20 protein-coding genes and 1 riboswitch are annotated in these 20,528 nt (G+C 54.4%); of the genes, 15 read left to right on the top strand and 5 right to left on the bottom strand.

Features of this window, described 5'->3' with window-relative positions; all coding sequences use genetic code 11:
- The first annotated feature begins 35 nt into the window (after window positions 1-35).
- The 6 genes from nikA to nikR are packed head-to-tail and all read left to right on the top strand — an operon-like array spanning window position 36 to window position 5,331.
- Complete coding sequence (nikA, locus tag ABLU67_RS22545) at window positions 36-1,604, top strand: nickel ABC transporter substrate-binding protein (protein ID WP_348852540.1); 1,569 nt, start codon at window positions 36-38, stop codon at window positions 1,602-1,604.
- Entirely contained in the window at window positions 1,604-2,548 is a 945-nt protein-coding gene (nikB, locus tag ABLU67_RS22540) for a nickel ABC transporter permease subunit NikB (protein ID WP_032694215.1), read from the top strand. The genes nikA and nikB overlap by 1 nt, the downstream gene beginning before the upstream one ends.
- Window positions 2,545-3,378 (top strand): nickel ABC transporter permease subunit NikC, encoded by an 834-nt coding sequence (nikC, locus tag ABLU67_RS22535; protein ID WP_102803199.1) that lies wholly within the window; start codon window positions 2,545-2,547, stop codon window positions 3,376-3,378. The genes nikB and nikC overlap by 4 nt, the downstream gene beginning before the upstream one ends.
- Window positions 3,378-4,139 carry a nickel import ATP-binding protein NikD gene (nikD, locus tag ABLU67_RS22530; RefSeq protein WP_014227131.1) on the top strand — a complete coding sequence of 254 codons (762 nt, stop codon included), beginning with the start codon at window positions 3,378-3,380 and terminating at the stop codon, window positions 4,137-4,139. Before nikC ends, nikD begins: the two co-directional genes overlap by 1 nt.
- On the top strand, window positions 4,139-4,909 hold the full coding sequence (nikE, locus tag ABLU67_RS22525; protein WP_025106837.1) for a nickel import ATP-binding protein NikE: 771 nt from the start codon (window positions 4,139-4,141) through the stop codon (window positions 4,907-4,909). Before nikD ends, nikE begins: the two co-directional genes overlap by 1 nt.
- 5 nt (window positions 4,910-4,914) lie before the next feature.
- A complete protein-coding gene (gene nikR / locus ABLU67_RS22520) occupies window positions 4,915-5,331 on the top strand; it encodes a nickel-responsive transcriptional regulator NikR (protein WP_025106836.1) in 417 nt (138 codons plus the stop codon).
- Between the two features lie 50 nt (window positions 5,332-5,381).
- On the opposite strand, the gene ABLU67_RS22515 is transcribed toward nikR, so the two are convergent.
- Window positions 5,382-5,939, bottom strand: coding sequence for a DUF1440 domain-containing protein (locus ABLU67_RS22515; protein ID WP_025106835.1), 558 nt, complete (start codon window positions 5,937-5,939; stop codon window positions 5,382-5,384).
- 253 nt (window positions 5,940-6,192) lie between these two features.
- Window positions 6,193-6,376, top strand: a riboswitch (M-box (ykoK) riboswitch).
- 56 nt (window positions 6,377-6,432) lie between these two features.
- Here ABLU67_RS22515 and ABLU67_RS22510 point away from each other — a divergent pair.
- Window positions 6,433-7,446, top strand: a complete 1,014-nt coding sequence (locus ABLU67_RS22510; RefSeq protein ID WP_004855147.1) for a magnesium transporter — start codon at window positions 6,433-6,435, stop codon at window positions 7,444-7,446.
- On the opposite strand, the gene ABLU67_RS22505 is transcribed toward ABLU67_RS22510, so the two are convergent.
- Complete coding sequence (locus tag ABLU67_RS22505) at window positions 7,412-7,744, bottom strand: LysR family transcriptional regulator (RefSeq protein WP_049080823.1); 333 nt, start codon at window positions 7,742-7,744, stop codon at window positions 7,412-7,414. The genes ABLU67_RS22510 and ABLU67_RS22505 overlap by 35 nt on opposite strands.
- 333 nt (window positions 7,745-8,077) lie before the next feature.
- Between ABLU67_RS22505 and ABLU67_RS22500 the strand changes: the two genes are divergently transcribed.
- From ABLU67_RS22500 to ABLU67_RS22480, 5 genes are all read left to right on the top strand, one after another.
- The gene (locus tag ABLU67_RS22500; RefSeq protein WP_025106833.1) at window positions 8,078-9,031 is read left to right on the top strand and encodes a hydroxyacid dehydrogenase; all 954 of its coding nucleotides are present in this window, start codon (window positions 8,078-8,080) and stop codon (window positions 9,029-9,031) included.
- A gap of 10 nt (window positions 9,032-9,041) precedes the next feature.
- On the top strand, window positions 9,042-9,740 hold the full coding sequence (locus ABLU67_RS22495; RefSeq protein WP_047722841.1) for an RraA family protein: 699 nt from the start codon (window positions 9,042-9,044) through the stop codon (window positions 9,738-9,740).
- Between the two features lie 66 nt (window positions 9,741-9,806).
- Window positions 9,807-11,201, top strand: coding sequence for a DASS family sodium-coupled anion symporter (locus ABLU67_RS22490; protein WP_004126262.1), 1,395 nt, complete (start codon window positions 9,807-9,809; stop codon window positions 11,199-11,201).
- A gap of 12 nt (window positions 11,202-11,213) precedes the next feature.
- A complete protein-coding gene (locus ABLU67_RS22485) occupies window positions 11,214-12,377 on the top strand; it encodes a metallo-dependent hydrolase (protein WP_047722840.1) in 1,164 nt (387 codons plus the stop codon).
- Between the two features lie 142 nt (window positions 12,378-12,519).
- Window positions 12,520-14,403: a sigma 54-interacting transcriptional regulator gene (locus ABLU67_RS22480; protein ID WP_116280833.1), complete on the top strand. Its 1,884-nt coding sequence runs from the start codon at window positions 12,520-12,522 to the stop codon at window positions 14,401-14,403.
- A 34-nt stretch (window positions 14,404-14,437) separates the two neighbouring features.
- On the opposite strand, the gene ABLU67_RS22475 is transcribed toward ABLU67_RS22480, so the two are convergent.
- A complete protein-coding gene (locus ABLU67_RS22475) occupies window positions 14,438-15,634 on the bottom strand; it encodes an NAD(P)/FAD-dependent oxidoreductase (protein WP_025106829.1) in 1,197 nt (398 codons plus the stop codon).
- A gap of 229 nt (window positions 15,635-15,863) precedes the next feature.
- Here ABLU67_RS22475 and pitA point away from each other — a divergent pair, with 229 nt between their 5' ends.
- On the top strand, window positions 15,864-17,360 hold the full coding sequence (gene pitA, locus ABLU67_RS22470) for an inorganic phosphate transporter PitA (RefSeq protein WP_014227140.1): 1,497 nt from the start codon (window positions 15,864-15,866) through the stop codon (window positions 17,358-17,360).
- Window positions 17,361-17,426: 66 nt separating this feature from the next.
- Here pitA and uspB read toward each other — a convergent pair whose 3' ends face one another.
- A complete protein-coding gene (gene uspB, locus ABLU67_RS22465; protein WP_004855171.1) occupies window positions 17,427-17,762 on the bottom strand; it encodes a universal stress protein UspB in 336 nt (111 codons plus the stop codon).
- A 379-nt stretch (window positions 17,763-18,141) separates the two neighbouring features.
- Here uspB and uspA point away from each other — a divergent pair, with 379 nt between their 5' ends.
- Window positions 18,142-18,579, top strand: coding sequence for a universal stress protein UspA (gene uspA, locus ABLU67_RS22460; protein WP_004126268.1), 438 nt, complete (start codon window positions 18,142-18,144; stop codon window positions 18,577-18,579).
- A gap of 16 nt (window positions 18,580-18,595) precedes the next feature.
- On the opposite strand, the gene ABLU67_RS22455 is transcribed toward uspA, so the two are convergent.
- Window positions 18,596-18,769 carry a hypothetical protein gene (locus tag ABLU67_RS22455; protein WP_224384550.1) on the bottom strand — a complete coding sequence of 58 codons (174 nt, stop codon included), beginning with the start codon at window positions 18,767-18,769 and terminating at the stop codon, window positions 18,596-18,598.
- A gap of 72 nt (window positions 18,770-18,841) precedes the next feature.
- Between ABLU67_RS22455 and dtpB the strand changes: the two genes are divergently transcribed.
- A complete protein-coding gene (gene dtpB, locus ABLU67_RS22450; protein WP_025106828.1) occupies window positions 18,842-20,308 on the top strand; it encodes a dipeptide/tripeptide permease DtpB in 1,467 nt (488 codons plus the stop codon).
- Window positions 20,309-20,528: the final 220 nt, after the last annotated feature.

Below are 20,528 nucleotides of genomic sequence, written 5' to 3'. Positions count from 1 at the left end.
AAATCGTCATACTTTCCTGTCGCTGAGAAAAAGCCTTGTCTATTATCCGCACCACCCTGCTGGCGCTATTCGCCTGCGCCCCGTTGCTGGCCTGCGCCGCGTCCAATGAAATCACCACCGCCTGGCCGGTCAACGTGGGGCCGCTCAACCCGCACCTCTATACGCCCAACCAGATGTACGCCCAGAGCATGGTCTATGAGCCGCTGGTAAAGTATCAGGCGGATGGCTCGGTAAAACCCTGGCTGGCAAAAAGCTGGACCCACTCGGCGGAGGGCAAAGTCTGGACCTTCACCCTGCGCGATGACGTGACATTTTCCAACGGCGAAGCGTTTGACGCCCATGCCGCCGCGGAGAACTTCCGCGTGGTGCTCGATAACCGCCAGCGCCACGCCTGGCTGGAGCTGGTCAATCAGATCGTCGAGGTCAACGCGCTCGACAAAAACCAGCTGCAAATCACCCTGAAAAGCGCCTATTACCCGTTCTTACAGGAGCTGGCGCTGCCGCGCCCTTTCCGCTTTATCGCCCCGTCGCAGTTCAAAGACAATGAGACCCTGCACGGCATTAAAGCGCCGATTGGCACCGGTCCGTGGGTGCTGAAGGAATCAAAACTCAATCAGTACGACGTGCTGGTGCGTAACGAGCGCTACTGGGGCGAAAAGCCGCAGATTGAAAAGATTACCGTCAAGGTGATCCCGGACCCGACGACCCGCGCGGTGGCCTTTGAAACCGGCGATATTGACCTGCTCTACGGCAACGAAGGGCTGCTGCCGCTCGACACCTTCGACCGCTTCAGCCACAACCCGGCCTACCGTACCCAGCTTTCCCGCCCGATAGAGACGGTGATGCTGGCGCTGAACTCCGCCAAAGCCCCCACCAACGAGCTAGCGGTGCGCGAAGCGCTGAACTTTGCGGTGAATAAAAAATCGCTGATTGATAACGCCCTGTACGGCACTCAGCAGGTGGCCGATACGCTGTTCGCCCCCACCGTGCCCTATGCCGATATTGGCCTGACGCCGCGCCGGTACGATCCGCAGCAGGCGAAGGCGCTGCTGGAAAACGCGGGCTGGGTCCTGCCTGCGGGTAAGGATATTCGCGAGAAAAACGGCCTGCCGCTGCGCGTTGAGCTGTCGTTTATCGGTACCGACGCGCTAAGCAAATCGATGGCGGAAATCATTCAGGCCGATATGCGCCAGGTTGGCGTGGACGTGGCGCTGGTCGGCGAGGAAGAGAGCAGTATTTATGCCCGCCAGCGCGATGGTCGCTTCGGCATGATTTTCAACCGTACCTGGGGCGCACCCTACGATCCGCACGCCTTTATGAGTTCGATGCGCGTACCGTCGCACGCCGATTTTCAGGCGCAGCAGGGATTAGCCGACAAACCGATTATTGATAAAGAAATCGGCGAGGTGCTGAAAACCACCGACGAAACGCAGCGTCAGGCGCTGTACAAAGACCTGCTGACCCGACTGCACAACGATGCGGTCTATCTGCCCATTAGCTACGTCTCGATGATGGTGGTCGCCAGACCGGAGCTGGGGGCGATTCCCTACGCGCCCATCGCGTCTGAAATTCCGTTTGAACAGATTAAGCCGGTGAAACCCTGATGTTACGTTACGCGCTGCGGCGGGTCGCGCTGCTGATACCGATGATCTTCGCCGCCTCGGTGATTATCTTTTTAATGCTGCGCCTGGGCACCGGCGACCCGGCGCTGGACTATTTGCGCCTGTCAAACCTGCCGCCGACGCCGGAGATGGTGGCCTCAACCCGCGCGATGCTGGGGCTGGAGCGGCCGCTTATCGTCCAGTACGGCAGCTGGCTGTGGCAGGCGCTGCATCTGGATTTTGGCGTTTCGTTCGCCACCCAGCGTCCGGTGCTGGATGACATGCTGAGCTTTCTGCCCGCCACGCTGCAGCTGGCCGGCGCCGCGCTGGTGCTGATCCTCCTCACCTCCGTGCCGCTGGGCATCTGGGCGGCGCGGCACCGCGACCGCCTGCCGGATTTTATTGTGCGGATCATCGCTTTTCTCGGCGTGTCGATGCCCAACTTCTGGCTGGCTTTCCTGCTGGTGATGTTCTTTTCGGTTTATCTGCAATGGCTGCCGGCGATGGGCTATGGCGGCTGGCAGCACATCATTCTGCCGGCGGTGTCGATCGCCTTTATGTCGCTGGCGATCAACGCCCGCCTGCTGCGCGCCAGCATGCTGGAAGTCGCCGGGCAGCGTCACGTAACCTGGGCCAGACTGCGCGGCCTGAACGACAGGCAAACCGAGCGCCGCCATATTCTGCGCAACGCCTCGCTGCCGATGATTACCGCCGTGGGGATGCATATCGGCGAGCTGATTGGCGGCACGATGATTATCGAGAATATCTTTGCCTGGCCCGGCGTGGGCCGCTACGCCGTCTCGGCGATTTTTAATCGCGATTATCCGGTGATTCAGTGTTTCACCCTGATGATGGTGATCGTTTTTGTGGTCTGTAACCTGATGGTTGATCTGCTGAACGCCGCGCTGGACCCGCGCATTCGCCGCCATGAAGGAGCGCGCTCGTGAACTTTTTCCTCTCTTCACGCGGGTCCGTCCGCATTTCTTTGCTTATCATCGCCCTGCTGGCGGTCGTTGCGCTCACCAGCCAGTGGTGGCTGCCGTACGATCCGCAGGCGATCGATCTGCCTTCGCGCCTGCTGCCGCCCGGCAGCCAGCACTGGCTCGGTACCGATCATCTGGGGCGCGATATCTTCTCGCGTCTGCTGGCGGCGACCCGCGTATCGCTCGGCTCGGTGATGGCCTGCCTGGTGCTGGTGCTGGCGCTGGGACTCCTCGTCGGGGGCTGCGCCGGGCTTATCGGCGGCCGCGTCGATCAGGCCACCATGCGCGTCGCGGATCTGTTTATGACCTTCCCGACCTCAATCCTCTCTTTCTTTATGGTGGGGGTACTGGGAACCGGGCTGACCAACGTGATTATCGCCATCGCCCTGTCGCACTGGGCGTGGTATGCGCGGATGGTGCGCAGCCTGACAATCTCCCTGCGCCAGCGCGAATTTGTGCTCGCCGCGCGGCTTTCCGGCGCGGGACACGTGCGGGTATTCGTCGACCATCTGGCCGGCGCGGTCATTCCGTCGCTGCTGGTGCTGGCGACCCTGGATATCGGGCATATGATGCTGCACGTCGCCGGGATGTCGTTTCTCGGCCTCGGCGTCACCGCGCCAACCGCCGAGTGGGGGGTGATGATTAACGACGCCCGCCAGTATATCTGGACCCAGCCGCTGCAAATGTTCTGGCCAGGACTGGCGCTGTTTATCACCGTCATGGCCTTCAACATGGTGGGCGACGCGCTGCGCGATCGCCTGGATCCTCATCTGATCGCGGAGCACGCCCACTAATGCCGCAACAAATTACACTGCAAAACATCGTCTTACAGGCCGAGCGTCCGCTGGTGCACGGCGTATCATTGACGCTCAAACGCGGGCGCGTGCTGGCGCTGGTTGGCGGCAGCGGCAGCGGAAAATCGCTAACCTGCGCGGCGGCGCTGGGCATTTTGCCTCCCGGCGTACGGCAAACGGCGGGGATGATCCTCGCCGACGGCCAGCCGGTCTCCCCCGGCGAGCTGCGCGGCAGCAAAATCGCCACCATTATGCAGAACCCGCGCAGCGCCTTTAATCCGCTGCACACCATGGCGACCCACGCGCGGGAAACCTGCCGGGCATTGGGTAAACCCGCAGACGACGCCACGCTTACGGCGGTACTGGAAGCCGTTGGGCTGGAGGAGGCGCAGCGCGTCCTGAAGCTTTATCCGTTCGAGATGAGCGGCGGCATGCTGCAGCGGATGATGATTGCCATGGCGCTGCTGTGCGAGGCGCCGTTTATCATTGCCGATGAACCCACCACCGACCTGGACGCCGTGGCCCAGGCGCGCATTCTCGATCTGCTGGCAGGTGTTATGCAAAACCGCGGGCCCGGGATGCTGCTGGTCACTCACGATATGGGCGTCGTGGCGCGGCTGGCGGACGATGTGGCGGTGATGGATAGCGGCTGCATTGTGGAACAGGGGGATGTAGAAAGCCTGTTCAACGCTCCGCAGCACAGCATCACCCGCAGCCTGGTGGCGGCGCATCTCGCCCTCTACGGACTGGAGCTGGCCTGATGACATTACTGAGCGTATCCGCGATAACCCATCAATATACCGATTCAACGGTGCTAAAAGAGGTCTCTTTGGCGCTGAAAAGCGGTGAAACCGTTGCCCTGCTGGGACGCAGCGGCTGCGGGAAAAGCACCCTGGCGCGCCTGCTCGTTGGCCTGGAATCCCCCACTCAGGGCAGCGTCTGCTGGCGGGGAGAACCGCTCTCCCGGCTCAATCACGCTAAGCAAAAGGCGTTCCGTCGGGATATTCAGATGGTGTTTCAGGACGCCATCAGCGCGGTGAATCCGCGTAAAACGGTACGCGAGATTTTGCGTGAACCCATGCGACATCTGCTGTCATTGACGAAAGCGGAACAGCTGGCCCGGGCAAGCGACATGCTCAGGGCGGTGGATCTCGATGTTAGCGTGCTCGATAAGCGCCCCCCGCAGCTGAGCGGCGGACAGCTGCAGCGCGTCTGCCTGGCGCGCGCGCTGTCGGTTGAGCCGCAGCTGCTGATCCTTGATGAGGCGGTGTCTAACCTCGACCTGGTGCTCCAGGCGGGCGTCATTGGTCTGCTCAAAAAGCTTCAGCGACAGTTTGGCACCGCCTGTCTGTTTATCACCCACGACTTACGTCTGGTGGAGCGTTTTTGCCAGCGGGTGATGGTGATGGATGAGGGGCAAATCGTTGAGACGCAGGTCGTGGGCGACAAATTAACGTTTTCTTCCCACGCCGGTCGCGTGTTACAAAATGCGGTACTTCCCGCCTTTCCCGTGCGCCGTAATAAGGTTTAAAACAGATGCAACGTATCACGATTACTCTTGATGACGATTTACTCGACACGCTGGATAGCCTGAGCCAGCGCCGCGGCTATCATAATCGCTCCGAAGCCATCCGCGATATTCTGCGCGGCGCGCTGGCCCAGGAAAGCGCTCAGGAGCACGGCACCCAGGGCTTCGCGGTACTCTCCTATGTTTATGAACATGAGAAGCGCGATTTAGCCAGCCGTTTAGTTTCCACCCAGCATCACCACCACGACCTCTCCGTCGCCACCCTCCACGTACATATCAACCATGACGACTGTCTGGAAATCGCCGTGCTGAAAGGCGATATGGGCGACGTTCAGCATTTTGCCGATGACGTTATCGCCCAGCGCGGCGTGCGCCACGGCCATTTGCAGTGTTTGCCAACGGAGAAGGAGTCACCCCACTCATAGCTGTGGGATGCGATAAATGACTCTTTAACGCGCGATCGGGACTAACGCCATTATGGCGACTCGTTGGCCCATGCGCCTCGTATCGGTTTTGCCAGCAGGGCAAGAACGGCAATCATGCTGATTTCAATCGAAAACGACCAGCAAATATGTCCGAGGGTTTCGCTCCACAGCTCGTAGCCATTCAGGTTCCACAGCCACCCGGTTTCCCCGTTTAAATAGGCGGGATGCCTGAAGCCCAGCGCGGGAATGAGGAAGCCGTGCATAACGAGAGTAATAATCAGACCATAGGCCGCGCCGTACCAAAGCCGGATTTTCGGCCAGTATGCGGAAATGAAGACATAGAGAAAGGCAAAAGCAAAGCTGAACAGCCAGTGGTAAAGCATGACGGCGCCGGGGATTGTCACCCCCTGATAAACGTAGTCCAGCGAGTGTGAATTAATGCCAAGCCAGCCGAGCCAGGCGTCGATATGCGCCGCCGGGGGCGATATCTCGCCCGCCACGCGGGGCGGCATATTAGCTTCCGTTCCCGACTTCACCAGAGAGCTGATGAACCCTCCAATGAGCGTCGTCCAGATAATAACCTGAAGATTAATCCTGTTTTTCAACATAACAGCGTTCCTCTTAAATATCGCTTATACGATGGGTCACCTCAGTTTTTTCAACCAACAATCTCGCGGGAAATAGCATTTATAACGCATCCATTGCTAAGTATAGTTTGAAAAAATTTTGTTCACCCTAAGAGGGAAAAATCCCCGTATCGCCCTGATCGCAATAAACTTTCGCCTTTTCTCAACAATTAATAAACCACATGAATTATATGCTTGGTTAATCATCTCTCTTCGCGAATAATCAGGCCTCATTTAACGATCTCGTTATGGCGAGGCTCCTGCATAAACATAAGTTACCGCCCTGTTGGTATCGAGAGAGACCACTCAGGGAAATACAGGCTTCCATCGAATCAAGGTGTTGCCAAGGTAACTTCTGACGGCGTTCATGCCGGGCAGATACGTTGTGCAGTGCTAAAACCAGGACGTAGGGATCTGCCTGTGCTCATCCTGTCTTGTTCGCCCCTATGAGTGATTTTTTATAGGGAATTACACCATGTCTTCCATTCAACTGTGCGCCGCACATCAGGCTACCGCAGCGTTCGACGGCGACGCGATCGCCCAGTACATGCGTACCGATTTCATTACCCTGCCGGAACATTTCAGCGTTCATGAAGCGCGTGAGCTGTTCGTTTCTCAGCTGGCCAGCGATGAGATCCCCGGCCAGGTTTTTGTCGTCGCCGGGAAAAAACTGCGCGGCAGTTTATCGATTAAAAAGCTGCTGCAGGAGAGCGATACCGCCCAGTCCATTCGTTATTTAATGGATAGCTGCCTGTTTCGCGTCAGGCCTGACGACCCGCGGCCGCAGGTGGTCGCCGAGCTGGCCGAGCGCGGGCTCGACCTCGTGCCGGTGGTCGAAAAGGGCGAGCTGGTCGGCTGCCTGATGGAAAAAGAGATCGCGCATCTGCTGGAAGATGACGTGACCGAGGATGCTCAGCGTCAGGGCGCGACGCTGCCGCTGGAAAAGCCCTACCTGGAAACCAGCCCGTGGGCGCTGTGGAAAAAACGTTCGGTATGGCTGCTGCTGCTGTTTGTCGCCGAAGCCTATACCAGCAGCGTGTTGCAGCATTTTGAGGAAGCGCTGGAGTCGGCGATTGCGCTGGCCTTTTTCATTCCGCTGTTGATTGGTACCGGCGGCAATAGCGGGACGCAGATCACCTCCACCCTCGTGCGTTCCATGGCGCTCGGCGAGGTGCGGCTGCGCGATATGGGACGCGTAATCCGTAAAGAGGTTTCAACATCGCTGCTGATTGCCATTACGCTCGGCCTGGCGGGCTGCCTGCGCGCCTGGATGATGGGCATCGGCATGGAGATCACCCTGATTGTCAGCCTGACGCTGGTATGCATTACCCTGTGGAGCGCGGTGGTGTCTTCGGTGATCCCCCTGACGCTCAAACGCGTCGGCATCGACCCGGCTGTGGTTTCAGCGCCGTTTATCGCCACCCTTATCGACGGTACCGGACTGATTATCTACTTCAAAATTGCCCAGTATTTCCTGGGGCTGAACTGATTATTTTGCCCGGCGGGAAGGACTTGCCGGGCTGTTTTATTCCCGCCCGAATATCCGCAATCGCATTAAGCAATCTCAGTAACTCTGGAGCAAGCCGATAAAAAGCGTGTCCTTTTTCCGTTAAGATAACTTTTCTGATATTCCTGCCGCGCTTAATCAGGTTGAAACCCAGTTCATTTTCAAGCGCACATACGCTGGTTGTTATCAACGAAGGCGCAATACTCAGCCGCTGCGATACAAAATGAACACTCCCCTCCCGAACCATAAGCATGAATATCTCCACCTGTGATTTATTCATTGCCGAAACCTCTCCCGATTAACCTTTGGCTTACGTTTTAAGTTGTCCACCGGGCAATGTCAATCGCTACAAGAAAATGCTCTCCGTATATAAATAAAATAAAGTGTGAAGCTCGCCATTCGCACATTTAATTATGCATTTCAGCCATTTCATAATTAAATAACCGGCCTCACTCCGGCGTTCAGGTATGTGAAGAACATCACCACAACTCGTTGGCCATAAAAACAAAATACACATATATATCAAAGCATTACAAAAAAATATTCATCTTGCATGAATGTATGGCACACGCCATGCAATTACCTCCACGTAATCAACACTGGAGATAGTTAAATGACGTACAAAATTTTACTCCCGCAGGAAATCATGGCAGAAGGGAGAGAATATCTGGAAAGCCGCGGTTATCAACTGATTAACGGCTCAGGGATGGAAGAAGAAGATATCATTCGCGACATCGTCGATTGCGACGGTATTATCGTCCGCCTTTCAAAAATGTCCGACCGCGTATTTGAAGCGGCTAAAAAGCTGAAAGTCGTTGCGCGTCACGGTGCCGGTTACGATACGGTCGATCTGGCGTCGGCTAAACGTCACGGCGTCGTCGTATTAAATGCGCCAATTGCTAACAGCATGTCCGTTGCCGAACTGGCCATATTTTATATGCTGCACTGCTCGCGTAATTTCAAACTGGTACAGGAAAAGATGCTTGAAGATTATTACTGGGCAAAACTGCGCACGCCAAAAGTGGAGCTGGATGGAAAAACGCTGGGTTTAATTGGCGTCGGGAATATCGGTTCACGCGTGGCAATCAAAGCGCTGCATGGCTTTAATATGAAAGTTATCGCCTATGACCCGTATAAAACCCAGCAGCAGATCCCCGAAGGCGTAGAGCTTACCAACGATTTTGACCGTATTTTCAAAGAGAGCGACTTCGTTTCTCTGCACTGTCCGACGACGGCGGAAACCACCGATTTTGTCGGAGAGAAACAGTTTTCCATGATGAAGCCCACCGCCTATTTCATTAATACCGCACGCGGAAAGCTGGTTGATGAAAAAGCGCTGTATCACGCCTTGAGCACCCACGCTATCGCCGGGGCGGGCGTGGATGTTTTAAAGAAAGAGCCGTTTGATGCCAACGACCCGATTTTCTCGCTAAGCAATATCGTGATTGCCCCGCATATTGGCGCCGCCACCATTGAAGCGACCGACAGAGCCTCGCTCCATTCCGCGATTGGCATTGATGAAGTCTTATCCGGTAAGAAACCGTCCTGGCCGGTCCCGGGTTTTTAAGGAGAAAAAAATGACTATTGGTAACCGTATTTTTTTAAAGCGTCCGACCTGCAGCGTCGATCTTCTTAAAGAATTTGAACAGCTCCCGGCGGCGAATATTGCTGACACCATGAACCGTATTGCCGTTCTGGGTAACGGCATTAAACGTATCTCTTCGCCGAAAAAGCCGATTATGGCGGGGTTCGCCATCACCGTGAAAGTCCGCGCGGGCGATAACCTGATGCTGCACGCCGCGCTGGATATGGCGGGTGAGAACGATGTGATTGTGGTCTCCAACGAAGGCGACCGTTCGCGGGCATTAATGGGCGAAATCATGGTGGCCTATGCCCACTGCATGAAAAAAATCGCCGGTATCGTGCTGGACGGGCCTATCCGCGATATCGATGCGCTGTCGGTTCTCGATTTTCCGCTGTTCGCTACCGGCTCCAACCCGGCAGGCCCGTTTAAACAAGGTCCAGGGGAGGTGAACACGCCGATCGCCGTTGGCGGCGTCGCGGTTTGTCCGGGCGACCTGATCGTCGGCGATGCGGATGGCGTGATTGTTATTCCCCTCGGTGACGCAGAAGCCGTACTGAATAAAGCCAAAGAGTATGCAAAATTCGATGCCAGCAAAGTAGAGGCCGCCAAAAACGGCACCGCGAATCGCCTTTGGGTCAAAAAATCACTGGATGAGACCGGCGTTGAGTTTATCGACGACATGTATCGTTAATTTGATTAAATAATATCAGGCCGCGGTGCCCTGACGGGCCGTGGCTTTAAAGCAAAGGTAATAAAAATGCTTTATTTAAAACTCTTGCCCATTATCTTTTTCCCCGTTTTATTTTGGATAATACCGCACCCGGAAGGCGTCTCCGCACCGACCTGGCATATGGTTGGCATCTATCTGGCGATGCTGTGCGGGCTGGTTTTGCGCCCGTTTACCGATGCGGTCATTATGCTGATTATTCTCGGGTTTGCCTCTCTGGTTCTCGACCCCGCTCCCCTGTTTGCCGGTTTTGGCAGCCCTATGGTCTGGTTTATTATCAGCGCCTTTATTATTTGCAAAGCGTTTGTTATTACCGGACTGGGTAAACGTATCGCCTATCTGCTGCTAAAACGCTATGGAAAAAATACCCTCACCCTGGGTTATCTGATGATGGTGACTGATACCGTACTGGCCCCGGCAACGGGTTCAAATATGTCCCGTTCGGGAGGCATTACCTATCCCATCTTCAGGAACATCGCCGAAGCGCTGGGCTCGAAGCCCGACGACGGTAGCCGCAAAATCGGCGCCTATCTGACCATCCTGATGTACGTCGTCTCAATGGGAACCTCCAGCCTGTTTCTGACGGGGATGGCGACCAACTCAATTACCGTCTCGCTGGCCAACGAGATCATGAAAGTGAATCTCGAATGGATGACCTGGTTTAAAGCCGCCGTGGTGCCAGCCGGACTGGTGCTGCTGCTCGCGCCGTGGATACTGTATAAAATCTACGCGCCGGAACTGAAAGTTATCGATAACGTCAATGAAATTGCCGAGAAGGGCCTGCGTGAGCTGGGTCCGGTAAAACGTGAAGAGAAGCTGCTGATCGTGTTCTTTGTCCTGGGCGTGCTCGGCTGGATGACGGGTTCCATCACCGGCATCGCCTTTATTCCCGTCGGCCTGGCGTTCCTCGCCTGTCTGCTGCTTTTCGGCGTGCTGAGCTGGAATGACGTGGTGAGCGAAAAATCGGCCTGGCAGACCTTCGTCTGGTATGGCGCGTTTTATGGCTGTGCGGTTGCCCTATCAAAAGGCGGGTTCTACGTCTTTCTGGTGGACGTTATCAAAAACTATCTCGACCTGTCGCATCTCAATGAAATCAGCGCGATTGCCGTGCTGGTCTTTATCAGCCTTGCCGTCCGCTATTTCTTTGTCTCGAACAGCGCGTTCGTCGTCTCTTTCTATCCGGTACTCTTTACCCTGGGAATGACGACCCAGGCGCACCCGATGTACGTGGCGCTTTCTCTGGCTTTCTCCGCAGGCTATGGCGCACTGCTGACGCACTACGGCAACGGCGCGGGCGTATTTACGTTCTCCAGCGGCTACGTCCCGCAAAAAACGTTCTGGATGTTGGGCACCATCATGGTGGTGGTCAACGTATTAATCTTCTTCCTGATCGGTATTCCTTACTGGAAGTTTATCGGCATTTAACAGGAGCATAAAATGAAACTGGATATTCTGATTAAAAACGGTCTGGTCGCCGATCTCGAAGGTCATGATTATATTAATCGTAATATTGGCGTTATCGGCGATCGCATCGTGGACTTAAATACCGTTGACGATTTGCAGGCCGAAACGGTGATTGATGCCGCGGGTTGTATCGTGCTGCCTGGCTTAATCGACTTCCATGGTCATGTTTTTCATGGCGGGACCGCCATCAGCGTCAACCCTGACATCGTATGCTTGCCCAACGGGGTCACCAGCATGGTCGATGCCGGCAGCAGCGGCTGGGTGAATTATCAGCTTTTTCGCAATAGCGTGATTCATCCTGCCATGGTGAAAATCAAAAGCTATTTGAACGTGGTCAACGTCGGGCTTTCCACCCTCGGGGGCGGGCCGACCGGGTATCTGGAAAATACCAATCCGGCGAATTACAACGAGGAGAAAATCGCCCAAACGCTGAATAGCAACAGAGACAATATTCTGGGATTGAAACTACGCTACAGCCAGGATATCGCCAAAGGGAAACAGTACGCCAGCGACCCTCTTCTCTCTACCGTCTCCCTGGCGCGTAAACTGGATACCACGATTTGCGTTCACGTCACGGACTCTCTTCTCTGCGCCGATGAACTGATCCGCTATTTTAATGCCGATGATATTTACGCCCACTGCTTCCACGGTACCGGCCACTCGATTCTCGATGAACAGGGTGAGGTCTATGCGGCAATAAAAGAGGCGCAGACCAGAGGGGTTATCTTCGACTGTTCAAACGGCGTGGCCCACTTTGATTTTCACGTTGCCAGAACCGCCATGGAGCAGGGATTTTATCCCGATATCATCAGCACCGATCTCACCCTGAGAAATAGCTTACGGACGGATAAGGTCTACAGTCTGCTCCACGTCATGTCGAAATATCTCAATATGGGAATGTCCTTCTTCGATATCGTTCGCGCGGTAACCGCCACGCCGGCCCGCTTAATGAAAATGCAGGGACAAATTGGTACCCTGGCGCCCGGCGCTTTTGCTGATATTTCCATTGTTAAGCTGCGAAAAGAGAACGTCATTTTTGAAGATACCCACGGGGTCAAACTCGAAGGTGACCGTTATATCGATAACTGCGCTACCTTATGCAACGGTCAAATTGTCTACCGCCGCCTGCGTTTCTAATCACTAATGACATAGCCTTACGCATTTGCTATGCGTAAGGCTTTTATTCTTAATATCGTATTATATGACCACCCTCATTGATTCTCCCTGTGCTCGCCATATAATAAACATTGCAAACCCAGAACACCTGAGCGAACAATATATGAAGAATAATGAAATTGTCATTTTTTCAGTTTCCAAAACAATAACCCAACGCATCATGAATGTTCTTATTGAGAGGAAGCTCGATGTTCCGGTATATGAATTTCGTTATTCTGACGTTCTCGATAAAGCGAATGAGATGATCCAGTCCGGCGCTAAGATAATTATTAGCCGAGGCGGCACCGCCGCCCTCCTGCGTAACAATATTAGTATCCCGGTCATTGAGATCGCCCATGATTTTCACGGCGTTTATCGCATTTTACAACAGGCCAAAATCAAATCACAAAAAATCGCCGCGGTTGGTTTCCCCCAATTTTGTAATGCCTTACGTCATTATCAGAACATGACTAACGAAGAGTTTAAAATTTGCCAGGTATACAACCACAATGATATTGAAAACGTTATAAAAAATCTTTCAGAGAACGATTACCATACGGTCATCGGCGGCCTTACGGTTGCTGAAATGGCTAAAAAATATAATCTCAATGCTATTATGGGAGACACCGATAATATTTCGATTGAGCAGGCCATCAATGAAGCCTATAGCCTATTAAAATATCTCAACCGAGAAAATACCAAGCTCATCATGAGCCACGCCGCGCTGAATCAAGCACGTGAGGGCATCATGTGTATTGATCAGTTGGGTGAGATCATAAATATTAATGCTATCGGCCTGAGCTTATTCCAGTGTCATGTCGGAGATAAAATATTCAAAAAAGAGGCATTTAAAGATATTTACCCCAGTATTATTAACGAATTAGATATTAAAGAACAGGCCGTTGATATTAACGGCCAAACTATTTTTATTTCCATACGTCATTTTTCCAACCGCCAAACATCTTATAGCATTATTACAGGATTAAACCAGGAGAGTTCACTTTGGCAAAATAGTATCAGCAAAAAAAGTAAACTCCGCGGTTTTTCCACAAACTGGTCTTTCGACGACATTATTGGCCAGTCTCCGGCGATACGCGATGTAATAAAAAAAGCTAAACTGTGCGCCCGCCACGAACTTCCCATTCATATTTTGGGCGATACCGGCACAGGTAAAGAGCTTTTCGCTCAGAGTATTCATAACCATAGCGCCAGAAGCCACGGCCCTTTTATCGCGATTAACTGCGCGGCCATTCCCGAGAGCATTCTGGAAAGTGAACTCTTTGGCTATGCCGACGGCGCATTTACCAGCGCGCGCAAGGGCGGAAAACCGGGGGTGTTTGAAATGGCGATGAACGGCACGGTGTTTATCGATGAAATCAGCGAAGCGCCGTTATCGGTACAGGTTAAGCTGCTGCGCGTGTTACAAGAGAAGCAATTCTCTCGTCTCGGCGGCGATACGCTGATCACCGCCGATTTTCGCCTGATCACCGCCAGCAATAAAGATCTGCGCCAGCTCGTCGCCAGCGGTGAGTTCAGGCAGGATCTGTACTATAGAATCAATATTCTTGAGTTGAGTCTACCGGCCTTACGCCAACGACCGGGCGATATCATGTTGTTGATTCAGCACCTGCTTTATCAGCAAGGTAAGCAAATCACATTTACCCCCGACGCGGTGGATTTTTTGCATCGCTATAGCTGGCCTGGCAACATTCGTGAACTTCAGGCGGTTATCTACCGGCTCATCGTCCTGCTGGACATCGATCGAGTGAGCAAAGACGTTTTGCTGCAGATCGGTCAAATTTCACCGGATGACGCCAACGAGAGCTCTCACTTCCCGGCCGCGGGCGTGGCATCAGATGAAACCGATTTATTAAAGAAACAAGAGAAACGGCTGATTAGCCATGTCATAGAAAAAACCGACGGGGACAGAACCAAAGCGTCGGTGATGCTCGGCATCAGCCCCACGACCCTGTGGCGCAAATTAAAGCAGCACAATATCAGCGGATAAGGCGGAGCCGGGTCCGCTGATACAGAGCAGGCGGTTATTTCTGTTCCGCTAAAGCCTGCGCGCATGCCCAGGCTGACGCCCACGCCCACTGGAAGTTATAGCCTCCCAGCCAGCCGGTGACGTCCATCACTTCGCCGATAAAGTACAGACCGGGCACCTTGCGGGCCTCCATGGTGCGCGAAGAGAGTTCGTTGGTGTCGACACCGCCGAGGGTCACTTCCGCCGTGCGATAGCCTTCGGTGCCATTCGGCTGGACGCGCCACGCGGTCAGCGTCTCAACCAGCGCCTGCTGCTCGCGAACGTTTAGCTGTTTCAGGGTGACGTCCGGCAGCTGCCCCAGCTGCTGCAGGCACTCAACCAGCCGCTTTGGCAGCTGTATTGCCAGGGTGTTCTTCAGGCTCTGATTGGGATGCGCCGCGCGCTGCTCGTTAAGGAAGTCATCAAGATGGCAATCCGGCAGCAGATTGATGCTGACGAACTCTCCCGGCTGCCAGTAGCTGGAAATTTGCAGTACCGCCGGCCCGGACAGCCCGCGGTGGGTAAAGAGCAGATTTTCCCGGAAGACGGTCCCGTTTTCCGCCGTGATGGTGGACGGCACCGACACCCCGGAAAGCACCTGCAGCTGTTCGAGCAGCGGCTTATGCAAGGTAAACGGCACCAGGCCCGCGCGGGTCGGCAGCACCTTCAGGCCAAACTGCTCGGCGAGCTTATAGCCAAACGGCGAGGCGCCCAGGCCGGGCATGGATAATCCGCCGGAGGCAACCACCAGCTTTTTCGCCGCCACCGTCTCGCCGTTAAGCTGTAGCGTATAGCCCTCATCATCCCGCTCTACGCTGATAATTTCGCTACGCAGGCGAATGTGTACGCCTCCTTTTTCGCACTCGGCCAGCAGCAGGTTAACGATTTGCTCGGCGGAATCATCGCAGAAAAGCTGGCCCAGGGTTTTCTCATGCCAGGCGATACCGTGTTTGCTAACCAGATCGATAAAGTCCCACTGGGTGTAGCGCGCCAGCGCAGATTTGCAAAAATGCGGGTTTTGGCTGAGATATGCCGCGGGTTCGATATACATGTTAGTAAAGTTGCAGCGGCCACCGCCAGACATCAGGATCTTCCGCCCGGGCTTTTTGCCGTTATCGAGCAGCAGCACCCGACAGCCTGCCTGCCCCGCCTGCGCTGCACAAAACATTCCCGCCGCTCCGGCGCCGATTACGATGGCATCAAACCTTTCCACACAACATTCCTCATATCCCGATTGTCGGGAATTGTAAATTTTTCATTCTGGTCGCACCAGACTGAAAAAAACAGATTTGCGTACCTCATTGAAAGATATAGGAATACTCCCAACAAGGTAAAACTTAAACAGGAAGAAAATCAAAAAAAGTCTATATTTCACTTTGCCCGCGCCGCGAAAGTCACTGATAATGCGCCGCGTTCATGTCCTCAAAATGGCGTAACGTCCTATGGTACATTTATTTGCCGGTCTGGATTTACATACCGGGTTACTGTTATTGCTTGCTCTGGCTTTCGTGCTTTTTTACGAAGCGATCAATGGTTTTCATGATACCGCAAACGCGGTTGCAACGGTGATTTACACTCGCGCAATGCGGTCGCAGCTTGCTGTGGCGATGGCGGCTCTTTTTAACTTCTTCGGCGTTCTGTTGGGCGGTCTCAGCGTAGCCTATGCCATCGTGCATATGTTGCCGACCGACCTGCTGCTTAACATGGGTTCAGCACATGGCCTCGCCATGGTCTTTTCCATGCTGCTGGCGGCAATTATCTGGAACCTCGGCACCTGGTACTTCGGCCTTCCGGCCTCCAGCTCGCACACCCTGATCGGCGCGATCATCGGTATTGGTTTAACCAATGCCCTGATGACCGGTACGTCGGTGGTGGACGCGCTGAACATCCCGAAAGTCATGGGTATTTTTGGCTCGCTGATCGTCTCGCCAATCGTTGGCCTGGTCGTGGCGGGCGGCCTGATTTTCATTCTGCGTCGCTACTGGAGCGGAACCAAAAAACGCGCCCGTATCCACCTGACTCCAGCCGAGCGTGAAAAGAAAGACGGCAAGAAAAAGCCGCCGTTCTGGACGCGTATTGCGCTGATTCTGTCCGCCATTGGCGTCGCGTTCTCCCACGGCGCGAACGATGGTCAGAAAGGCATTGGCCTGGTGATGCTGGTTCTGATCGGCGTGGCTCCGGCTGGCTTCGTGGTCAATATGAACGCTTCCGGCTACGAAATCACCCGTACCCGCGATGCGGTCAACAACGTGGAAACCTTCTTCCAGCAGCGTCCTGAGCTGTTGAAAAAAGCGACCGGCGCCGAGCAGCTCATCCCGTCTCCGGACGCAGGGGCTGCCGCAAACGGCGAGTTCCACTGCCACCCGGCAAACACCATCAACGCGCTTGACCGCGTGAAGACGATGCTGACCGGTACCGAAAGCTACGACACGCTCTCCGTGGAACAGCGTAGCCATCTGCGCCGTATTATGCTCTGCATCTCCGACACCACTGACAAAGTGGCTAAGCTGCCGGAAGTGAATGCTGACGATAAGCGTCTGCTGAAGAAGTTGAAAACCGACATGCTGAGCACCATCGAGTACGCGCCAATCTGGATTATTATGGCGGTTGCGCTGGCGCTGGGTATCGGCACCATGATCGGCTGGCGTCGCGTGGCGACCACCATCGGCGAGAAAATCGGTAAGAAAGGGATGACCTACGCACAAGGTATGTCAGCTCAGATGACCGCCGCCGTATCGATTGGTCTGGCGAGCTATACCGGTATGCCGGTTTCCACCACCCACGTGCTCTCCTCCTCGGTAGCGGGGACGATGCTCGTTGATGGCGGCGGTCTGCAGAAGAAAACCGTCACCAGCATCCTGATGGCCTGGGTACTGACCCTGCCCGCGGCGATTCTGCTGTCCGGCGCGCTGTACTGGCTCTCGCTGCAGATTATCTAAGCGAATATCAGAAACAAGAAAGATAAACGGGTCAGGAAACTGGCCCGTTTTTTTTGTATCGTGAAGCTAGTGCCAGATAGCCAGGGCAATCATGCTGACCACCACCAGGCCGCATAGCGCGCTGGTGAGAATAAACTGCCGACGAACCCGCTCGCAGCGGCGGATAAATTCATCGTCGTGGTGATCGCGGTAGCGCTGGGCGTAGATGTACCACACCAGGCGCACCTGTTTGCCGGGCTGCCCGTGCGACGTAAAAAAACCGCCGCCGTCGACATATTGATAGAGCAAAGGGTCACAACCACGTAGCACAACAAGTAATGCACGCAGCGACGAGAAGTAGCGTGCCATATTCACTACACATACGATACACAGGGCCCAAAACAGCGCAACAGTGCTGATCATACCTCCTCCCCGGCGACCCGTCCTCGGAGGCTCCCTCCGGGACTACCGCTCCCCAATATCAAACCGACTGTACTGTGAAAGAGTGCGATTCCGATCACGTTTATTTATCCGACCGGCTCATTAAATAGTGTAGGAGATCAGTTAATTTTTTTACCACAACGTTAATCATTATCAATGCATAAGTCGGATATATTTGTTTAACTATTCGCTGAACAAGGTGGATTGACGGATCGCGAGGGGCGCTATAAGGTAGAAATATCTTCTACAATTAGGTCCTTAAGGACTCCCCCCGCGAATGTAGCACGCAGGACGCGGGCGAAGCGGCAGCGCTGGCTGTCAGGTCCAACGGTCATCGACAACTTATGGAAGGAGTAACACCATGGCTTACAAACATATTCTTATTGCAGTAGACCTGTCCCCGGAAAGCAAAGTACTGGTAGAAAAAGCCGTTTCTATGGCCCGCCCCTACAATGCAAAAGTTTCCCTGATCCACGTGGATGTGAATTACTCTGATCTCTACACCGGCCTTATTGACGTCAATCTGGGCGACATGCAGAAACGCATCTCCGAAGAGACTCACCACGCGTTAAGCGAGCTGTCCACCAACGCGGGCTATCCGATCACTGAGACCCTGAGCGGCAGCGGCGATCTCGGCCAGGTGCTGGTTGATGCGATTAAAAAGTATGATATGGACCTCGTGGTTTGCGGTCACCATCAGGACTTCTGGAGCAAACTGATGTCCTCGGCTCGTCAGCTCATCAACACCGTTCACGTGGATATGCTGATTGTCCCGCTGCGCGACGAAGAAGACGAATAACAAACAGGACGTTATTTCATTTCGCTGATGACCAACGCCCGCCAACGCGGGCGTTTTTATTTCCCCCACCCGCCGCAAAAAGCATATAAATCCAAATAATCGCCACAATGCCAGGTTGATCAACCATTTCAAAAGCAATATAGCCATATAATAATTCGCAAAAATAGATAAACATCATATCATTACGCAAAATTAACCTTTTTCAGCGCGTTTTGGCATACGCGTTCATACTTTTCCGGACAGGACTTAAAGGCGAAGAAAGATGAATTCAACCGCACCGACAGGCTTGCTGCAGCAACCTCGCCCATTCTTCATGATCTTCTTTGTGGAACTATGGGAGCGATTTGGCTATTACGGCGTTCAGGGGATCCTGGCCGTTTTCTTTGTTAAACAGCTCGGTTTTTCTCAGGAGCAGGCGTTTATTACCTTTGGCGCGTTTGCCGCGCTGGTATATGGCCTTATCTCCATCGGCGGCTATGTTGGCGATCACCTGCTGGGTACGAAACGTACGCTGGTTCTGGGCGCGATTGTGCTTGCCGCAGGCTACTTTATGACCGGCCTGTCGCTGCTCAAACCCAATCTGATTTTCATCGCGCTGGGGACCATTGCAGTGGGTAACGGCCTGTTTAAAGCTAACCCGGCGAGCCTGCTGTCCAAATGCTATCCGCCAAAAGATGCCCGCCTGGATGGCGCCTTCACGCTGTTTTATATGTCGATCAATATCGGTTCGCTGCTGTCGCTGTCGCTGGCGCCGGTGATTGCCGACAAGTTCGGCTATGCGGTAACCTACAACCTGTGCGGCGCCGGTCTGATCGTCGCCCTGCTGGTTTACTTCGCCTGTCGGGGTATGGTGAAAGATATCGGCTCTGAGCCGGACCACAAACCGCTGAGCCTGCGCAATTTACTGTACGTGCTGGCCGGTACGGTGGTCATGATTTTTCTCTGCGCCTGGCTAATGCATAATGTCAAAATCGCCAATCTGGTGCTGATTATCCTTTCAGTGGTGGTGACGATTTTCTTCTTCCGCGAGGCCTTCAAGCTGGATAAAACCGGGCGCAACAAAATGTTCGTCGCCTTTATCCTGATGCTGGAAGCGGTGCTGTTTTATATTCTGTACGCGCAGATGCCCACCTCGCTCAACTTCTTTGCTATCAATAACGTTCACCATGAAATACTTGGTTTCGCGATTAACCCGGTGAGCTTTCAGGCGCTAAACCCGTTCTGGGTGGTGGTGGCCAGCCCGATCCTCGCCGCTATCTACACGCGTTTGGGCAATAAGGGCAAAGACCTGACTATGCCGATGAAGTTTACCCTTGGCATGTTCCTGTGCGCGCTGGGCTTTCTCACGGCAGCCGCGGCGGGAATGTGGTTTGCCGACGCCCAGGGGCTGACCTCGCCGTGGTTTATCGTGCTGGTCTATCTGTTCCAGAGTCTGGGGGAACTGCTGATTAGCGCCCTGGGGCTGGCGATGGTTGCCGCGCTGGTGCCGCAGCATCTGATGGGCTTTATTCTTGGGATGTGGTTTTTAACCCAGGCGGCCGCGTTCCTGCTGGGCGGCTACGTGGCGACCTTCACCGCCGTACCGGATAATATTACCGACCCGCTACAGACGCTGCCGATTTATACCGATGTCTTCAGCAAAATTGGCCTGGTGACCCTGGGCGTAACGGTGGTCATGGCGATCATGGTGCCGTGGCTGAACAGGATGATTAATACAAAAAGCGCGTAAAAACGGTGCGGTCGACGAGGTTTCCCGGATTGCGGCTAACGCCTTATCCGGGCTACAGACCCCCCAGATCGCAAGAACCCGTAGCCCGGGCTAGGCGCATCGCGCCGCCCCGGGAACAGAGCGCAGAGTGGCAGAATTTCCCGGAGGCGATGCTGCGCATCTGTTCGGGCTACCAGACCCGCAGACGGCGGTGAACCCGTAGCCCGGGCAAGGCGCATCG

The sequence above is a fragment of the Klebsiella sp. GN_Kp190 genome, assembly GCF_040061795.1.
In the GTDB taxonomy this organism is placed as follows: domain Bacteria; phylum Pseudomonadota; class Gammaproteobacteria; order Enterobacterales; family Enterobacteriaceae; genus Klebsiella; species Klebsiella michiganensis.
Note: the sequence above shows the minus strand (reverse complement) of the source record. Positions and strands in the feature narration are given on the sequence as shown.